Source organism: Streptomyces tremellae, from assembly GCF_039540215.1.
Classification (GTDB): Bacteria; Actinomycetota; Actinomycetes; order Streptomycetales; family Streptomycetaceae; genus Streptomyces; species Streptomyces tremellae.
Genome location: NZ_BAABEP010000077.1, coordinates 1 through 15,594 on the forward strand (window position 1 = coordinate 1; position 15,594 = coordinate 15,594).

Sequence of the window (15,594 nt, forward strand, 5' to 3'; positions counted from 1 at the left end):
TGCGCGGCCGGAGGGTCGGCGACGGCGTCGGCCGCCGCGTCGGCGGGCCGGGCGGGCGCGCCCGGGTGCGCGGGCAGCGCCCGCGGGGGCTCCCCGGTGTCGGCCGCGGCAGCCTCCGGGGGCTCGTGCGCCGCGTCGGCGGGCCGGGCGGGGACGGGGCCTCCCGGGGCCGCTCGCGGGGCCTCAGCGGCGGTCTCGGGCGCTTCGGGGACGTGGGCCGTCGCGACGGCCGGCGGTACGGCGGTCTCGGGCGCGGGCTGCGGCCGGGGGGCGGCGCCGGCCCGGCCGGGGTCTCCGGTCGGTGCGGCTTCTTCCCGCGGGGGCTCCTGGCCCGGCTCCGCGGGGTGGGGCGCGGCCGTGCCGGGGCCCTGGCCGAGGCGGCGGCGTGGCGGGTTCGTGGGCGGCATCGGGGTCCTGGTCAGGGGCGCCGCGCGGGGCGCCGGCCGGGCGGGCCGGTCAGCGGCCGCGCAGGCGCCGTACGAGAATGCTCGCGTCGCCGCGCGATTCGAGGTCCGCGAGGACCACGGCGACCGCTTCCCGGACGATACGCCCGCGGTCCACCGCGAGTCCGTGCTCGCCGCGCAGGACGAGCCGCGCGTGTTCCAGGTCCATCAGCTCCTCGGCGGAGACGTAGACCGTGATCTTCTCGTCGTGGCGCTCGCGCCCGCTCGGCCTGCGGTTGGCGCCGCGCCCGCCCTTGCGGCGCTGCTGCTGCGGCGCGGGTGCCGTCCCCGCCTGCTGCGGTACGCCGGAGCCGCCGCTCCCCGCCTCGGGGGCCCGGCGCTGCGTCCCGGCCGCGGCGGGCGCCTGGGCCTCCGCCTCGGCCGTGCGGGACCGCGCGGCAGCCGCACCGTTCCGGGAGTCGGGTTCCGCGGCGGCGGAGTGTTCCTCCGGCGCGGGGCGCGCCGACGGGGCCGGGGCCTCGGCTCCCGCCTCGGCCTCCCCCGCGGGGGCGGGGACCCGGGCCTCGCCGTTCGCGCCGCGGCGCCGGTCCGCGGGCGAGGACGCCTGGAGGGCCGTGCCACCGGTCGTGCGGAAGAGTTCGTCGGCGCCGGGCAGACTCACTCGGCGTGACACCGGGCGAGCACCTCCCTGGCGAGCTGTCGGTACGCGGCGGCGCCCACGGAGTTGGAGGCGTAGGTCGTGATCGGCTCACCGGCGACGGTGGTCTCGGGGAAGCGGACCGTACGGCCGATCACCGTGTGGTAGACGTGCTCGTCGAAGGCCTCGACGACGCGCGCGAGCACCTCACGGCTGTGCACCGTGCGGGAGTCGTACATCGTGGCGAGGATGCCGTCGAGCTCCAGGTCGGGGTTGAGCCGCTCCTGGACCTTCTCGATGGTCTCGGTGAGCAGGGCCACCCCGCGCAGCGCGAAGAACTCGCACTCCAGCGGCACGATGACCTTGTGCGCCGCGGTCAGCGCGTTCACCGTGAGCAGGCCGAGCGAGGGCTGGCAGTCGATCACGATGTAGTCGTAGTCCTGCATCAGCGGCTTGAGCGCGCGCTGGAGCGTCGACTCACGGGCGACCTCGCTGACGAGCTGGACCTCGGCGGCGGACAGGTCGATGTTGCTCGGCAGCAGGTCCATGTTGGGGACCGCCGTCTTGAGCAGGACCTCGTCGGCCGCCATCCCCCGCTCCATGAGCAGGTTGTAGACGGTCAGGTCGAGCTCCATCGGGTTGACGCCGAGCCCCACGGAGAGGGCGCCCTGCGGGTCGAAGTCGACGAGCAGGACGCGCCGCCCGTACTCCGCGAGCGCGGCCCCCAGGTTGATGGTCGACGTGGTCTTGCCGACGCCGCCCTTCTGGTTGCACATCGCGATGATCTTCGCGGGGCCGTGGTCGGTCAGCGGGCCGGGGATCGGGAAGTACGGCAGCGGCCGCCCCGTGGGGCCGATGCGCTCCCGGCGCTGGCGGGCCGCGTCGGGGGCGAGCGTGGCCGCGTACTCGGGATCGGGCTCGTACTCGGCGTCTGGGTCGTAGAAGTGCCCCTCGGGCGCTTCCTCGTAGTCGGCGAATGGGGTGGGCTCGCGGCTTCCCTCGTTGCCGGCCATGGCGTTCACGTGTTGGCCGTCCATCGTCTGGTGGGCTGTCGTCAAGTGCTGGGTGGTGGCGGAGGTGCGGACAGCGACGGAGCCGACAGCCTCGAAGCCGGACGGAGCGCTCGCGCCCTCCGCAGGCATTCCTGGTTGACCACCCCCGGGAGTAAATGTCGACTCATTCACAAGTCGTCTTACCTCCTCGGGTGCAACCAGGAAACTTATCGATAGGTCAGCGTGGCACCATGCCGACGGTTGGCGACTCTATGGCGTGTCACCGGTCCGCAGCAACACAATCCGCCGGACCCGGCCCGATGTGTCGGCAACGGAACACCCCCATGTCAAGGGCGCAGACCCCTCTCACCAAGGCACGGCGCACGGTCGCGCCCGACGAACAAACCGGAACAATCGTTACTTTCAGCGCGTGTTGGCGCCGGGCGGGTCGTGGCCGGTCGTGGCCGGAAGACGACCCGTTACGCACCGGGGCCGGACCTCGTCGCGCAAGGTCCGGCCCGGGGTGCGGCGTTGACCGCGTCGATTGACGACTCAGCCGAGAAGCGCGCCCAGTTCGACGTGGTCGAGGTCGTGGGCCTGGGCGACCTCACGGTAAACCACCTGGCCCTCATGGGTGTTGAGGCCCCGGGCGAGCGCGGCGTCGCGGCGCAGCGCCTCCCGCCAGCCGCGGTCGGCGAGCTCCACGACGTACGGGAGGGTGGCGTTGGTCAGCGCGTGGGTGGAGGTGTTGGGGACGGCGCCCGGCATGTTGGCCACGCAGTAGAAGACCGAGTCGTGCACGCGGAAGGTCGGCTCGGCGTGGGTGGTCGGCCTGGAGTCCTCGAAGCAGCCGCCCTGGTCGATCGCGATGTCGACAAGAACACTTCCCGGCCTCATCTTCGCGACGAGCTCGTTGGTGACCAGCTTCGGCGCACGGGCGCCGGGGATGAGCACGGCGCCGATGACGAGGTCCGCGCCGGTGACGGCACGCTCCAGCTCGTAGGCGTTGGAGACAATCGTCCGCACCTTCGTGCCGAAGATCCGGTCGGCCTCGCGCAGCTTGTTGATGTCCTTGTCGAGCAGGGTCACGTGGAAGCCCATGCCGACCGCGATCTGGGTGGCGTTCCAGCCGGAGACGCCGCCGCCGATGACGACCGCGCTGCCCTGCCCCGTGCCGGGCACCCCGCCGGGCAGGACGCCGCGACCGCCCGCCGACCGCATCAGGTGGTAGGCGCCGACCTGGGGCGCGAGCCGGCCCGCGACCTCGGACATGGGGGCGAGCAGCGGCAGCGCGCGGCTCGCCGTCTCGACGGTCTCGTAGGCGATGGCGGTGGTGCCCGAGGCGAGCAGCGCGTCGGTGCAGGCGCGGGAGGCCGCGAGGTGGAGGTAGGTGAAGAGGGTCTGGCCCTTGCGGAGCCTGTGGTACTCCTCCGCGACCGGCTCCTTCACCTTGAGCAGCAGGTCCGCCGCGCCCCACACCTCGTCGGCCGTGGGCAGCACCGCCGCGCCCGCCGCCGCGTACTCGGCGTCCGTGATGGACGACCCGGCGCCTGCGTCCTGCTCGACGACCACCCCGTGGCCGTGGCGCACCAGCTCGTGCACGCCTGCGGGGGTGATCGCCACCCGGAACTCGTTGTTCTTGACCTCGCGGGGGATGCCGACCTTCACGTCGATCACGGTCCTTGGCTCAGAGGGGTGCCTGATGAACTCATACCCGGGCAATCGGCGCACCGACGCGCGAAGGCGCCGAGACGGCAACAAGTCGACGCATCGGGCAACACCGCGAACGGCCGCGGCAGAGCCAGTCTAATGAAGGATTTCCCGGTGTCTAGCCTTGCAATAGAGGAATCTCTCCGGGATGAGGTACGGAATTCGTAGGTCAGGCTGCGTCAGGCCCGTGCTTCCTCGGGTCCGAGAAGTCGCTTGGCGCGGGTGCGGTGCAGGGCGGCGGCGGCCGGGTCGCCGACACGCTCCAGGGTGTCCGCGAGCCGGAGGTGCAGCGCGGCGCGCAGCCGCTCGTCCTCGGCGAGGGACGCCCACTCCAGGGCCTCCTCGCACGTGCGCACCGAGTCGTGCGGGCGCCCGGCGGCCTCAAGCACCCGCGCCACCTCGCTCAGCGCCCGCGCCACGCCCGGGGTGTCACCGAGGCGCCGGTGGCAGGCGACGGCGGCGCGCCACTCGCGCAGCGCCTCGTCGTGGTCGCCGGCGTACGCGTGGACGGCGCCGAGGCGCCCGTAGAGCCGCGCCTCGTCGGCCCGCTCGCCCCGGCTGAGGCGCTGGGCGAGGGCGCGGCCGTACCAGTCGGCGGCCCGGTGCCAGTCCTCCAGGTCCTGGTACGCGCCGCCGACGGATTCCATCGCGCGGCCGGTCGCGTAGTGGTCGTCGGCGGCGCGGCCCGCGTCGAGCGCGGCGCGGTAGCGGGCGAGGGCCGCGCCGGTGCGGCCGGTGCGGGCGTCGAGATCGCCGATGTTCAGCAGGGCGGCGGCCCGCTCGCGGTGCAGCCCGCGCCGCTCGGCGACGCCGAGGACGAGGTGGTGGAGCCCGTAGAGGTCGGGCGCCGCCGCCTCGGTGCCCTCGTGGGCGGCGAGCGCGCGCACCAGGGCGGCGACCAGACGTCTTGCCAGCGTGTCGAGTTCGCCGTCCGCGACGGCGAGACGGGCGGCGGCGAGCAGCGAGGCCCTGTTCACCCGCAGCCAGGCCGCGGCGGCCGCCGGGCTCGGGAAGCGCAGCGCGCGGGGCAGCCCGGCGAGCTGCTTGCGTGCGGGCGAGCCCTCGGGCTCGGTGACCGCGCGGCAGGAGCGCAGCAGCCGTACGGCCCGCTCCAGCATGCGCGCCCGCGCGAGCCTGAGCTCGCCCGGCCTGTCCTGTTCCCCGGTCCGCGCGCGCAGCAGCGGCACGAGGCAGCCCGGCAGGACGTACCGGCCCTCGGGGCCGCGCCCCGCGGGCAGCAGGCCGGGCCCGGCGGCGCCGGCCGGCGGCGCGGGCCTGAGCAGTCCGAGGGCGGCGAGGTCGCGCAGGGTGGCCTCGGCGGCGGGGACCGAGCACCCCGCGAGCGCCGAGGCGGTGTGCGCGTCGGCGAGTCCGGCGGGGGCGAGGGTGAGCAGTCGCAGCGTGTACGCGGCGGACGGCGCGAGGGAGGCGTACGCGAGGCGGAAGACCCGGGCGAGCGGCCGGTCGCCCACCGGGACGCCGGGTTCTGGCGGCAGTTCGCGCAGCCGCCTCGCCAGGTCCGCCACGGACGCGGTGGGGCGTGCGGCGAGCCAGCCGCCCGCGAGCACCAGGGCGGCGGGCTGGCCGCCGCACTCCTCGACGAGGGACTCGGCGGCCTGCGGGTCGACGGTGATGCGCACGGCGCCGGTGCGGCGGCCGAGCAGTTCGACGGCGGCGGCGGTGTCGAGTCCGCCCACGGTGCAGGGCCGCACGTCGGGGATGCCGGTGAGGGGGCCGCGCGACACGGCGACGACCAGGCAGTCGGCGGAGTCGGGCAAGAGCGGGTCGACCTGTTCCGCGTCGACGGCGTCGTCGAGCAGGAGCAGCGCCTTGCGGGCGGCGAGCGCCCCGCGGACCCGCTGGGTGAGGGAGTCCTCGTCCTCACCGGGCGGCGCCTCGACGCCGAGCGCCGCGAGGACCTCGCGGGCCGAGCGCTCGCCGGGCACGGGCTCGCCGCCCGGTTCGCTCAGCGCGGCCCGTACGACACCGCCGGGGTAGCCGTCGCGCAGCCGGCGGGTGATCTCCTCGGCGAGTGCGGTACGCCCCGACCCCGGCCTTCCCGCGACCAGCAGCACCCGGGCGCGGGGCTGCTTGCGGCCCGCGAGGGTGTTGAGCCCCGCGCGCTCCAGGTCGGCGCGGAGCTCGGTCAGCTCGCGGTGGCGGCCGAGGAAGGGCGTCCCCGCCACCCGGTCGGGACCGTTCACGTCCACCGCCTGATCCGTCACGGGATCACGCTCCGTCCACCTGACCACAACCCGGACCCACGGGGCCCCGCGGGCGCCCCGAGCCTAGTTGAACCCGGAACGCCGGAACGCCGGGACGTGCCCGGTGGATCACTAGATCGGATCAACGGACAGTACGACCGGAGGGTCGCCGCGCACGGCCGCTCGCCGACGCGGCGGGGGTGGGATCCGCGGCCGGGCCCGGTCGGCGCCTCAGCTGGTGAAGGGCCTGGCCGGCCACGGCGCGTCCGCAGGGCGCAGGGCGTCGAGGCCCTCGCCCGCGAGCGCCGCGGTCAGTGCGAGCACGCCCACCGCGAGGCAGGTGTTGTGGAGGTCGCCCGCGAGCACCCCGCGCGCCAGCTCGCCCAGCGGGACCCGGTCGAGTTCCATGTCGGCCTCCTCCTCCGAGACCTCGAAGCGCTCGCCCTCCGCCTCGCCGAGGTCGCGGGCGAGAAACACCCGCACCGCCTCGTCGGAACCGCCCGGCGAGGTGTAGACGTCCGCGAGCACCCGCCAGTCCCCCGCCTTGACGTGCGCCTCCTCGTAGAGCTCGCGCTGCGCCGCGTGCAGCGGGTTCTCACCCTCGACGTCGAGCAGGCCCGCCGGGATCTCCCAGAGCTTCTGCCGTACGGGGTGGCGGTACTGGCGCAGCACGACCACCCGCCCGTCGTCGTCGAGCGCGAGGATCGCGACGGAGCCCGGGTGCACCTGGTAGTCGCGCTTGACGACCGCGCCGTCCGGCATGACCACCTCGTCCGTGCGGACGCCGGTCTTGTTGCCGCGGAACGGCATCGCGGTCCCGGTGACCCGCCACTCCTCGTGGGCGTCCTTGACGGTCATGAAACGGCCTCCACGTGCCTCGCGAAACGGACAACCGGGGCGCCGGATCTGTCCGATCCGTGCGCCCCGGTCCCACCGTATCGCCAGCCGGCGGACCCGGACCTGCCGCCGGGCCCCGGCTACGCGTCGGTGCCGAGCTTGCGTGCGACCGCGGCCTTCACCAGCCCCGCGAAGAGGGGGTGCGGGCGGGTCGGGCGGGAGCGCAGCTCCGGGTGCGCCTGGGTGGAGACCAGGTACGGGTGGACGCTGCGCGGGTACTCGACGTACTCGACGAGCTTGTTGTCGGGCGAGGTGCCGGAGAAGACCAGGCCCGCCTTCTTCTCCAGCTCGGCGCGGTAGGCGTTGTTGACCTCGTAGCGGTGCCTGTGGCGTTCCTCGACGTACGGCTCGTCGCCGTACGCCTCGCGGACCAGGGACCCCTCGGCGAGCTTCGCCGGGTAGAGGCCGAGGCGCATCGTGCCGCCGAGGTCGCCCGCGCCCTCCACGTACGCGAGCTGCTCCTCCATCGTGGAGATCACCGGGTGCGCGGTGCCCGCGTCGAACTCGGTGGAGTTGGCGTCCGGGATCTCCGCGAGGTTGCGCGCCGCCTCGATGACGATGCACTGGAGCCCGAGGCAGATGCCGAGCAGCGGGATGCGGTTCTCCCGCGCGTACCGGATCGCGCCGATCTTGCCGGTGACGCCGCGGTCGCCGAAGCCGCCGGGGATCAGCACGCCGTCCACGTCGGCGAGCTGCCGCGCGGCGTCCGCCGGGGTCTTGCAGTCGTCCGAGGTGACCCACTTCACGTTGACCCGGGCCCGGTTGGCGAAGCCGCCTGCGCGCAGCGCCTCCGTGACCGAGAGGTAGGCGTCCGGCAGGTCGATGTACTTGCCGACGAGCGCCACGGTGACCTCGTGGTCAGGGTGGTGCACCCGGTCGAGCAGGTCGTCCCAGACCGTCCAGTCCACGTCGCGGAACGGCAGGTCGAGCTTGCGCACGACATAGGCGTCGAGGCCCTCTGCGTGCAGCACCTTCGGGATGTCGTAGATCGACTTGGCGTCGATCGCGGCGACCACGGCGGCCTCGTCGACATCGCACATCAGCGAGATCTTGCGCTTGATGGAGAGCGGGACCTCGCGGTCGGCGCGCAGCACGATCGCGTCGGGCTGGATGCCGATGCTGCGCAGCGCCGCCACCGAGTGCTGGGTCGGCTTGGTCTTCAGCTCGCCCGAGGGGCCGATGTACGGCAGCAGGGAGATGTGCACGACGAAGACGTTGTCGCGGCCGACCTCGTGTCGCACCTGACGGACCGTTTCGAGGAACGGCTGGGACTCGATGTCGCCGACGGTGCCGCCGACCTCCGTGATGACCACGTCGACGTCGTCGGTGGCCATGCGCCGGATGCGGTGCTTGATCTCGTTGGTGATGTGCGGGATGACCTGCACGGTGTCGCCCAGGTAGTCGCCGCGGCGCTCCTTGGTGATGACCGTGGAGTAGACCTGCCCCGTGGTCACGTTGGCGCTGCCGTCGAGGTCGACGTCGAGGAAGCGCTCGTAGTGGCCGACGTCCAGGTCGGTCTCGGCGCCGTCGCCCGTGACGAAGACCTCGCCGTGCTGGAACGGGTTCATCGTGCCGGGGTCGACGTTCAGGTACGGGTCGAGCTTCTGCATGGTGACCCGCAGGCCGCGCGCCTTGAGCAGCGCTCCGAGGCTGGAGGCGGTCAGGCCCTTGCCGAGGGAGGAGGCAACACCCCCCGTGACGAAGATGTGCTTGGTCGTCGAGGATGTCGAGGATCGGTTCGGCATGGCCAAGAGGGGGCTCCCGTGGTCGCGGTCTGGGGTGGCGTCGCTGCGGCTTCGGTGCGCCCTGTCTGCGGATTTCACGCCTGAGGGAGACCACCGGTCCACGGGCTACCAGACTAACAGCGCCCGGGACCGACTGCTTCCGGCCACACGTCACCCCGGACACCGGCCGCCTCACCCGTGACTCACTCGTTCGTCGGACCTAGGGTGCCGTGAGCGGTCACAGAAGGGCGGGGTCGCGTCGTATCCTGCTCGGACATTCGCTGCCGAGTCAGGCCGGCAAACGGCACCACCCCCGCCCGTATTCCCGGAAAAAGAGCTCGTCAACGACCCCTTGACCGCAGTAAGAGCCCCCTTGGGGGCGACGTGGCCGTTGGACTGGAGATGCACGTGGCAGGGCGCATCGAGGATTACGCACTCATCGGAGACATGCAGACCGCCGCACTGGTCTGCCGGGACGGCACAGTCGACTGGCTGTGCCTGCCCCGCTTCGACTCCCATGCCGTGTTCGCCGCCCTTCTCGGCACGGAGGAACACGGTTTCTGGCGGCTGGGGCCCGCTTGCGCTGCGGGTTCCGAGCCACCGCGGGCGGACCGCCGCCGCTACGTCGGCGATTCGCTGATCCTGGAGTCCGAGTGGGACACCCCGCACGGAATGGTCAGAGTGACCGATTTCATGCCCCCGCGCGACGGCGCGCCGCAGGTGATCCGCATCGTGGAAGGCGTCAGCGGCCGGGTGCCGATGCGCTCCACCCTGCGTATGCGGTTCAGCTACGGACGGGTGACCCCGTGGGTGCACAAGGTCGGGGAACGCACGGTCGCCGTCGCGGGGCCCGACTCGGTGTGGCTCGACACCGAGGCGGAGACGCACGGCAGGGACCTGACGACCTACTCCGACTTCACCGTCTCCCCCGGCGAGCGGATCGCCTTCACGATCAGCTGGCAGCCCTCGCACCGCGACCAGCCGGCGCTGCCCGACCCGGAGGGCTCACTGGTCGCGACCGGCGAGTTCTGGCGGGACTGGGTCGGTCAGTGCACCTACCACGGCCCCTACCGCGAGGCCGTGGTCCGCTCGCTGATCACGCTCAAGGCCCTGACGTACGCGCCGACCGGCGGCATCGTCGCCGCGCCGACGACGTCCCTGCCCGAGGAGATCGGCGGGGTGCGGAACTGGGACTACCGCTACACCTGGCTGCGGGACGCGGCGATCACCCTGTCGTCGCTGCTGCGCACCGGCTACCGCGAGGAGGCCCGCGCGTGGCGCGAGTGGCTGCTGCGGGCCGTCGCGGGCGACCCGGAGAACCTCCAGATCATGTACGGCATCGCCGGTGAGCGGGAGTTGGGCGAGGCGGAGCTCGACTGGCTTCCCGGGTACGAGCGTTCGTCGCCCGTCCGGGTGGGGAACAACGCGGCGCACCAGCTCCAGCTGGACGTGTACGGCGAGGTGACGGAGGCGCTGCACCTGGCGCACATGACGGGCCTCGCCCGCAACGACTACGCGTCGGTGCTCCAACTGCGTCTCATCCGCTACCTGGAGACCCACTGGCACCAGCCGGACGAGGGCATCTGGGAGGTGCGCGGGCCGCGCCGCCACTTCGTGCACTCGAAGGTGATGGCGTGGGTCGCCGTCGACCGGACGATCAAGCTGCTGGAGGCCGGTGAGACGGAGGGCCCGCTGGAGGAGTGGCGCGAACTGCGCGACGACATCCACCGCGACGTGTGCGAGAAGGGCTACGACGCGGAGCGCAACACCTTCACGCAGTCGTACGGCTCGCAGGAGCTGGACGCGTCGCTGCTGCTGATCCCGCAGGTCGGCTTCCTGCCGCCGGACGACAAGCGCGTCATCGGGACGATCGAGGCGATCCAGCGGGAACTGTCCACCCCCGACGGGTTCGTGATGCGCTACCCGACCTCGGGCGACGAGGCGGGCCTCGACGGGCTGGCGGGCGACGAGGGCGCGTTCCTCGCCTGCTCGTTCTGGCTCGCGGACGACCTCGCGATGATCGGCCGGGTCGACGAGGCCCGCAGGCTGTTCGAGAAGCTGCTGAGCCTCCGCAACGACCTGGGCCTGCTCGCCGAGGAGTGGGACGCGCGCTCCCAGCGCCAAGTGGGCAACTTCCCGCAGGCGTTCAGCCACGTCCCGCTCATCGACACGGCGCTGCGGCTGACCGCGTCCGGCGCGTACTCGGGCTGACGCGGGCCGGGGATCCGCGCGGGGCGGCCGCGGCGCACGGGGTGCGCCGCGGCCGGTCAGGCGTCGGCGCGTTCGACGGCGTCCTCCAGGACGACGCGGCCGATCAGCTCGTACCGCCGCGGCCTGCGGGCGCGCAGCCACAGGCCGAGGGCGAGGCCGCCGAAGAAGACCGCGCCGATGATCCACGGGATCAGGTGGAAGAACAGCGATCCGGCCGCGGTGCCGGCCGCCGTGTCGAGGTTGAGCACCAGCAGGACCACCACCGCGATCATCCCGACGCCGCCGAGCAGCGGCGCGGTGAAGGTGCGGAACCAGTGCCGGTCCTCGGGGTGGTGGTGGCGGAAGTAGCCGATGACCGCGAACGAGCAGAGGGTCTGCACGATGAGGATCGCCATCGTGCCGAGGATCGCGAGCAGTGTGTAGAGATGGGTGTAGGGGTCCTGCCCGGTCGCCCAGAACGCGGCGACGAGTCCCACCGCGATCACCGACTGCGTGAAGGACGCGGCGTACGGCGACCCGTGGCGCGGGTGGGTGCGGCCGAGCGCCCGGTGGATGAGGCCCTCGCGGCCGATGGCGTACAGGTAGCGCGAGGCGCACTGGTGGAAGGCCATGCCGCAGGCGAACGAGCCGGTGATGAGCAGCCATTGGAAGGCCCGCACGGCCCACGCGCCGATGTAGGCGTGCGCCGGGTCGAAGAACAGGTCGAGCGGGTTCGCGCCCGCCGACACCTTCACCGCGCCGTCGAGGCCGTTGCCCGCGATCGTCATCCACGACACGTAGATGTAGAACAGGCCCACGCCGACGACGGAGATCAGGGTCGCGCGCGGGATGACGCGCTTCGGGTCGCGCGACTCCTCCCCGTACATCGCCGTCGACTCGAAGCCGACCCACGACCAGAACGCGAAGAAGAGGCCGAGCCCCGCGGAGGTGCCGGTGAAGGCGTTCCGCGGGTCGACGGGCCGCAGCGGGATGCCGTCCGGCCCGCCGCCGTGCACGAGGACGGCGGTGGCGACCGCGAACAGCACCGCGATCTCCAGGACGAGCATGACCCCGAGCGCCTTCGCGGTCAGGTTGATGTCGAAGTACGACAGGACGCCGGTGACGGCGAGCATCACCGCCGCGTACGCCGCCCACGGCACGTCGACGCCGAGCTGGTCGCGCACGGTGGTCTGCGCGAAGTACGAGAACACGCCGACGATGGACGCCTCGAAGACGATGTACGCGAGGACGGCGAGCAGCCCCGAGGCCATGCCGACGGTGCGGCCGAGGCCGTGCGAGATGTAGCCGTAGAAGGCACCAGCCGCGGTGATGCGCTTCGCCATCGCGACGTAGCCGACCGAGAAGACGGTGAGCACGACCGTCGCGAAGAGGTAGCCGGCGGGCGCGCCGTCACCGTTGCCGAAGCCCACCGCGATGGGCAGGTTGCCGCTCATCGCGGTGATCGGCGCGGCGGTCGCGACGGCCATGAAGACCACGCCCGCGAGGCCCACGGAGTCGGCCTTGAGCCGGTGTACCTCGGGCGGTGCGACCGCGCCCCGCGCGGTGCCTTGCTGTGTGCTGCCTGCTGCCATGGGGTGGCTGCCTTCCTTGTCCGTGCGCGGCCCCGTGTTCCCTTCCCCCCTGCCCCCGCAGATCGCGACCTGCGGGTGGTCGGCGATCTTCGCGGGGGTACCGGGGGTCCGCAACCGACAGGTGGTCACGGAATCCGGCGCCGTGCGCGACGGGCTGCCGGGTGTGCCGGGCCGGGGGCCACCGCCCGTGACGCGCCCGAGACGTCCGGGCAACACGGCCGCGGGTAGGGTCCCCGGCATGGAGGCTCGGGGCGGCATCACCGTACGGCAGGCGCTCGGCCTGCCGGCGCTGCGGGGCGGGCTGCCGGAGGTCGTGGCGGGCGCCGAGCGGCTCGGTGGCACGGTGCGCTGGGTGCACGCGGGCGAGGTGCCGAACATCGCGTCGCTCCTCAAGGGCGGCGAGCTGCTGCTGACGACGGGCCTCGGGCTCGGCCACCGGGCCTCGGAGCAGCGGGCGTTCGTGAGGCGCCTCGCCGAACGGGGCATCGCCGCGCTGGTGGTGGAGCTCGGGCCGCGCTTCGAGCGGCTGCCGCGGCCGCTGGTGGAGGCGGCGCGCGCGGCCGGGCTGCCGCTGGTGCAGCTGCACCGGGAGGTCGCCTTCGTCTCGGTCACGGAGGAGATCCACACCGAGATCGTGAACGGCCACTACGCGCTGCTGCGGCAGGCGGAGGAGGTGCACGCGCGGTGCACGCGCGCCCTGCTCGCGGGCGGCGGGGTGCCCCACGTGCTGCGCGTCCTCGCGGACTTCGCCCGCGGCCCGGTCTTCCTGGAGACCCCGGAGGGGCAGCTGCTGTACGCGGCGGGGCCCGGCCGGGCCCCCGAGAACGCCTCCGAGAACCCCGAGAACCCTCCCAGCCCCGCGAACCCCGCGAGCCTTGATGACCATGGCAAACCTGACAGCTTGGACGCTCTCGCCGTGTGGGAGGGGCTGCGGAGTGGCCGCGCCGCGCGGCAGGCCGGGCCGCCCGAAGGGTCGGTACTGGTGGACGTGGCGGGCGGTGGGCAGGGCACAGGGGCGGTACGCGCCAGGCTGGTGCTGCCCGCCGTGTCGGCGCCGCTGGGCCAGGCGCACCGGCTGGCGGCCGAGCGGGCCGCCGGCACGCTCGCCGTGGTGCTGATGCAGGCGCGGCAGGAGGAGGAACTCGCGGCGCGCGGCCGGGGCGACTTCCTGACGGACCTCGCGGAGGGCCGGGTCGCGCCCGGGGACGCGCCTGGCCGGGCGAAGACACTCGGCTTCAGGCCGGGCGGCGGCCCGCTGCTTCCCGTGGTGATGCGGCTCGCGCCGCAACTCACCCCGTCTGGCGACTGGGCGGTGCTCGCGCGGGCGGTGCTCGGGGAGCTGGCGTCGGTGGGCGTGCCGGTGCTGCTGGGGGTGCGGCCCGTGGAGGGCCGGGTGCCGCTGCTGCTCGGGCTGCGGGCGGAGGGCGAGCGCACGGCGGTCGCCGACCGGGTGGCGACGGCGCTGCGCGCGGGTGTCGAGCGGGCCGGCCTCGAACGGGCGGGCGCGCAGCGGCCGGTGGTCGTGGTCGGCACGGCGGGCGGCTGGGCGGCGGCGAGCGCGGGTCTCCGGCACGCCGCGGAGACGGCCGCGGCGGCGCAGGGCCTCGGCGAGCGGCCGTGGTACGACGCCCGCGGCCTCGACATCGAGCTGCTGCTGTGGCGGCTGCGCGAACACCGTGACCTGGCGGCCTTCGTGGAACGCGCGCTCGGCCCGCTGCTCGACCACGACCGGGCGTCGCGGCCCCCGCTGCTGCCGACCCTTGAGGTCTATCTCGCCCACGCGGGCCGCAAGGCGGAGACGGCGAGGGAGCTGCACCTGAACCGGCAGACGCTCTACAACAGGCTCGCCAGGATCGGGGAGTTGCTCGGCCGCGACCTGGACGACCCGGGAACCGTGCTGACGCTCAGCCTGGCGCTGCGGGCGCGCCGCCACACGCCCTGAGCGCGGCGGACCGTCCATCCGGACGAGGGCCGCGATGCGCCCCGGGCGCGGTGCGGGTGCGCCCTCACAGGCCGGGCCGCGGGCCCCGGCCGCCGTGCGGGTGCGCCAACTCGTCGTAGACGCTGAGTACCTGGCCGACCGTCTCGTCCTCGGTGGGCCAGGTCGCGGCCTGCGCCCGCCCGGCCTCGGCGAGTTCGGCCCGCCGCCGTGGGTCGCCGAGCAGCCGCAGCAGCGCGTCGCTGAGCGCGGCGGGGTCTCCGTACGGTACGAGCTCAGCGGCGCGGCCCACCAGTTCGGGCACGCCGCCCACGGCGGTGGCGACGAGCGGCACCCCAATGCGCAGGGCCTCCTGCGCGAGGACGGAGCGCGATTCCCAGCGGCTCGGCAGCACGGCCACGTCGGCGGCGGCGAGCAGTTCCGCGACGTCGTCGCGGCGGCCGAGGAAGCACACCGGCAGGTCCTCGTCCTCGACGCGGCGTTGCAGCGCGGGCCGCTCCCTGCCCTCGCCCGCGACGACGAGCAGCGGCAGCGGGTCGGCGCCCGCGGTCCGCCAGCGCGCCACCGCGTCGAGCAGGAGGCCGTGGCCGCGCTCGGGCACCAGGCTGCCGACCGCCATCACCAGCGGCCTCTCCACCGCGCCGAGTTCGGCGCGCGCCTTGCTCTCGGTGCCGAGCGCGCGCGGCGGCCGGGACGCGGGCACCGCGAGGGGCGCGAGCCGCACGTCGCGGGCGCCTCGCGCGCGGGCCGTGTCGACCAGGTCGGACGAGGTGGCGAAGACCACGGAGGCCGCGCGCAGCGCCCGCCGCTCCAGCAGCCGGTTGACCGTGCCGCGGGCGCCCTCCCGGGCCGCACGGGTGTGCCAGGTGACGACGAGCGGCACGGCCCGGCCGCCGAGCGCGAGCGCGGTGCGCGCCGCGGCGTGCAGCCCGTGGGCGTGCACGAGGTCCGCACCGGTGCAGGCGGCGCGCAGCGCGGCCACCGCCGCGGGGTCGCTCCTGCGCGGCACGGGGAGGTGCCGGGCGCCGCAGCCGTGGAAGTCGTAGGCGCGCTCGACCGCGTCGGGCGCGCACACCGTCACCCGCACCCCGTGCGCGACGAGCCCCGACGCGAGTGACCTGACGTGCGCGCTGCTGCCCGCGCTGCCGCCGCCGAGCACCTGGACCGTACGCAGCGGTGTCACCTGGAGGGGCTCCCGGGTTCGAGATGGGTTGCTCACGTCGCTCCCAAGGATGCCAGTTCGCCCGGCCGCCACTCGGCCGACGGCGTCACTCGTGGGAGTGATGGGCGGTCCGCCCGCCGTAC

10 protein-coding genes and 1 pseudogene are annotated in these 15,594 nt (G+C 74.0%); 2 read left to right on the forward strand and 9 right to left on the reverse strand.

The features are described 5' to 3' along the window. From ABEA77_RS30535 to pyrG, 7 genes and pseudogenes are all read right to left on the reverse strand, one after another. A pseudogene (locus ABEA77_RS30535) lies at positions 1 to 407 on the reverse strand (hypothetical protein); the annotation flags it as partial. A 49-nt stretch (positions 408 to 456) separates the two neighbouring features. Then, a complete protein-coding gene (locus ABEA77_RS30540) occupies positions 457 to 1,065 on the reverse strand; it encodes a hypothetical protein (RefSeq protein ID WP_345654818.1) in 609 nt (202 codons plus the stop codon). After that, the gene (locus tag ABEA77_RS30545) at positions 1,062 to 2,183 is read right to left on the reverse strand and encodes a ParA family protein (RefSeq protein WP_345654784.1); all 1,122 of its coding nucleotides are present in this window, start codon (positions 2,181 to 2,183) and stop codon (positions 1,062 to 1,064) included. Before ABEA77_RS30545 ends, ABEA77_RS30540 begins: the two co-directional genes overlap by 4 nt. Positions 2,184 to 2,585: 402 nt before the next feature. Continuing rightward, on the reverse strand, positions 2,586 to 3,701 hold the full coding sequence (ald, locus tag ABEA77_RS30550) for an alanine dehydrogenase (RefSeq protein WP_345654820.1): 1,116 nt from the start codon (positions 3,699 to 3,701) through the stop codon (positions 2,586 to 2,588). Between the two features lie 221 nt (positions 3,702 to 3,922). Further along, positions 3,923 to 5,968, reverse strand: coding sequence for a tetratricopeptide repeat protein (locus ABEA77_RS30555; protein ID WP_345654787.1), 2,046 nt, complete (start codon positions 5,966 to 5,968; stop codon positions 3,923 to 3,925). 210 nt (positions 5,969 to 6,178) lie between these two features. Next, positions 6,179 to 6,805 carry an NUDIX domain-containing protein gene (locus ABEA77_RS30560; protein ID WP_345654790.1) on the reverse strand — a complete coding sequence of 209 codons (627 nt, stop codon included), beginning with the start codon at positions 6,803 to 6,805 and terminating at the stop codon, positions 6,179 to 6,181. Between the two features lie 119 nt (positions 6,806 to 6,924). Continuing rightward, entirely contained in the window at positions 6,925 to 8,589 is a 1,665-nt protein-coding gene (gene pyrG, locus ABEA77_RS30565) for a CTP synthase (RefSeq protein WP_345654793.1), read from the reverse strand. Positions 8,590 to 8,970: 381 nt separating this feature from the next. Between pyrG and ABEA77_RS30570 the strand changes: the two genes are divergently transcribed. Then, positions 8,971 to 10,779 carry a glycoside hydrolase family 15 protein gene (locus tag ABEA77_RS30570; protein ID WP_345654823.1) on the forward strand — a complete coding sequence of 603 codons (1,809 nt, stop codon included), beginning with the start codon at positions 8,971 to 8,973 and terminating at the stop codon, positions 10,777 to 10,779. Between the two features lie 56 nt (positions 10,780 to 10,835). Here ABEA77_RS30570 and ABEA77_RS30575 read toward each other — a convergent pair whose 3' ends face one another. Continuing rightward, complete coding sequence (locus ABEA77_RS30575) at positions 10,836 to 12,350, reverse strand: APC family permease (protein WP_345654796.1); 1,515 nt, start codon at positions 12,348 to 12,350, stop codon at positions 10,836 to 10,838. A gap of 238 nt (positions 12,351 to 12,588) precedes the next feature. Here ABEA77_RS30575 and ABEA77_RS30580 point away from each other — a divergent pair, with 238 nt between their 5' ends. Further along, the gene (locus ABEA77_RS30580; RefSeq protein ID WP_345654798.1) at positions 12,589 to 14,292 is read left to right on the forward strand and encodes a PucR family transcriptional regulator; all 1,704 of its coding nucleotides are present in this window, start codon (positions 12,589 to 12,591) and stop codon (positions 14,290 to 14,292) included. Between the two features lie 64 nt (positions 14,293 to 14,356). Here ABEA77_RS30580 and ABEA77_RS30585 read toward each other — a convergent pair whose 3' ends face one another. Beyond that, positions 14,357 to 15,472, reverse strand: a complete 1,116-nt coding sequence (locus tag ABEA77_RS30585; RefSeq protein WP_345654825.1) for a glycosyltransferase family 4 protein — start codon at positions 15,470 to 15,472, stop codon at positions 14,357 to 14,359. Between the last annotated feature and the right edge of the window lie 122 nt (positions 15,473 to 15,594).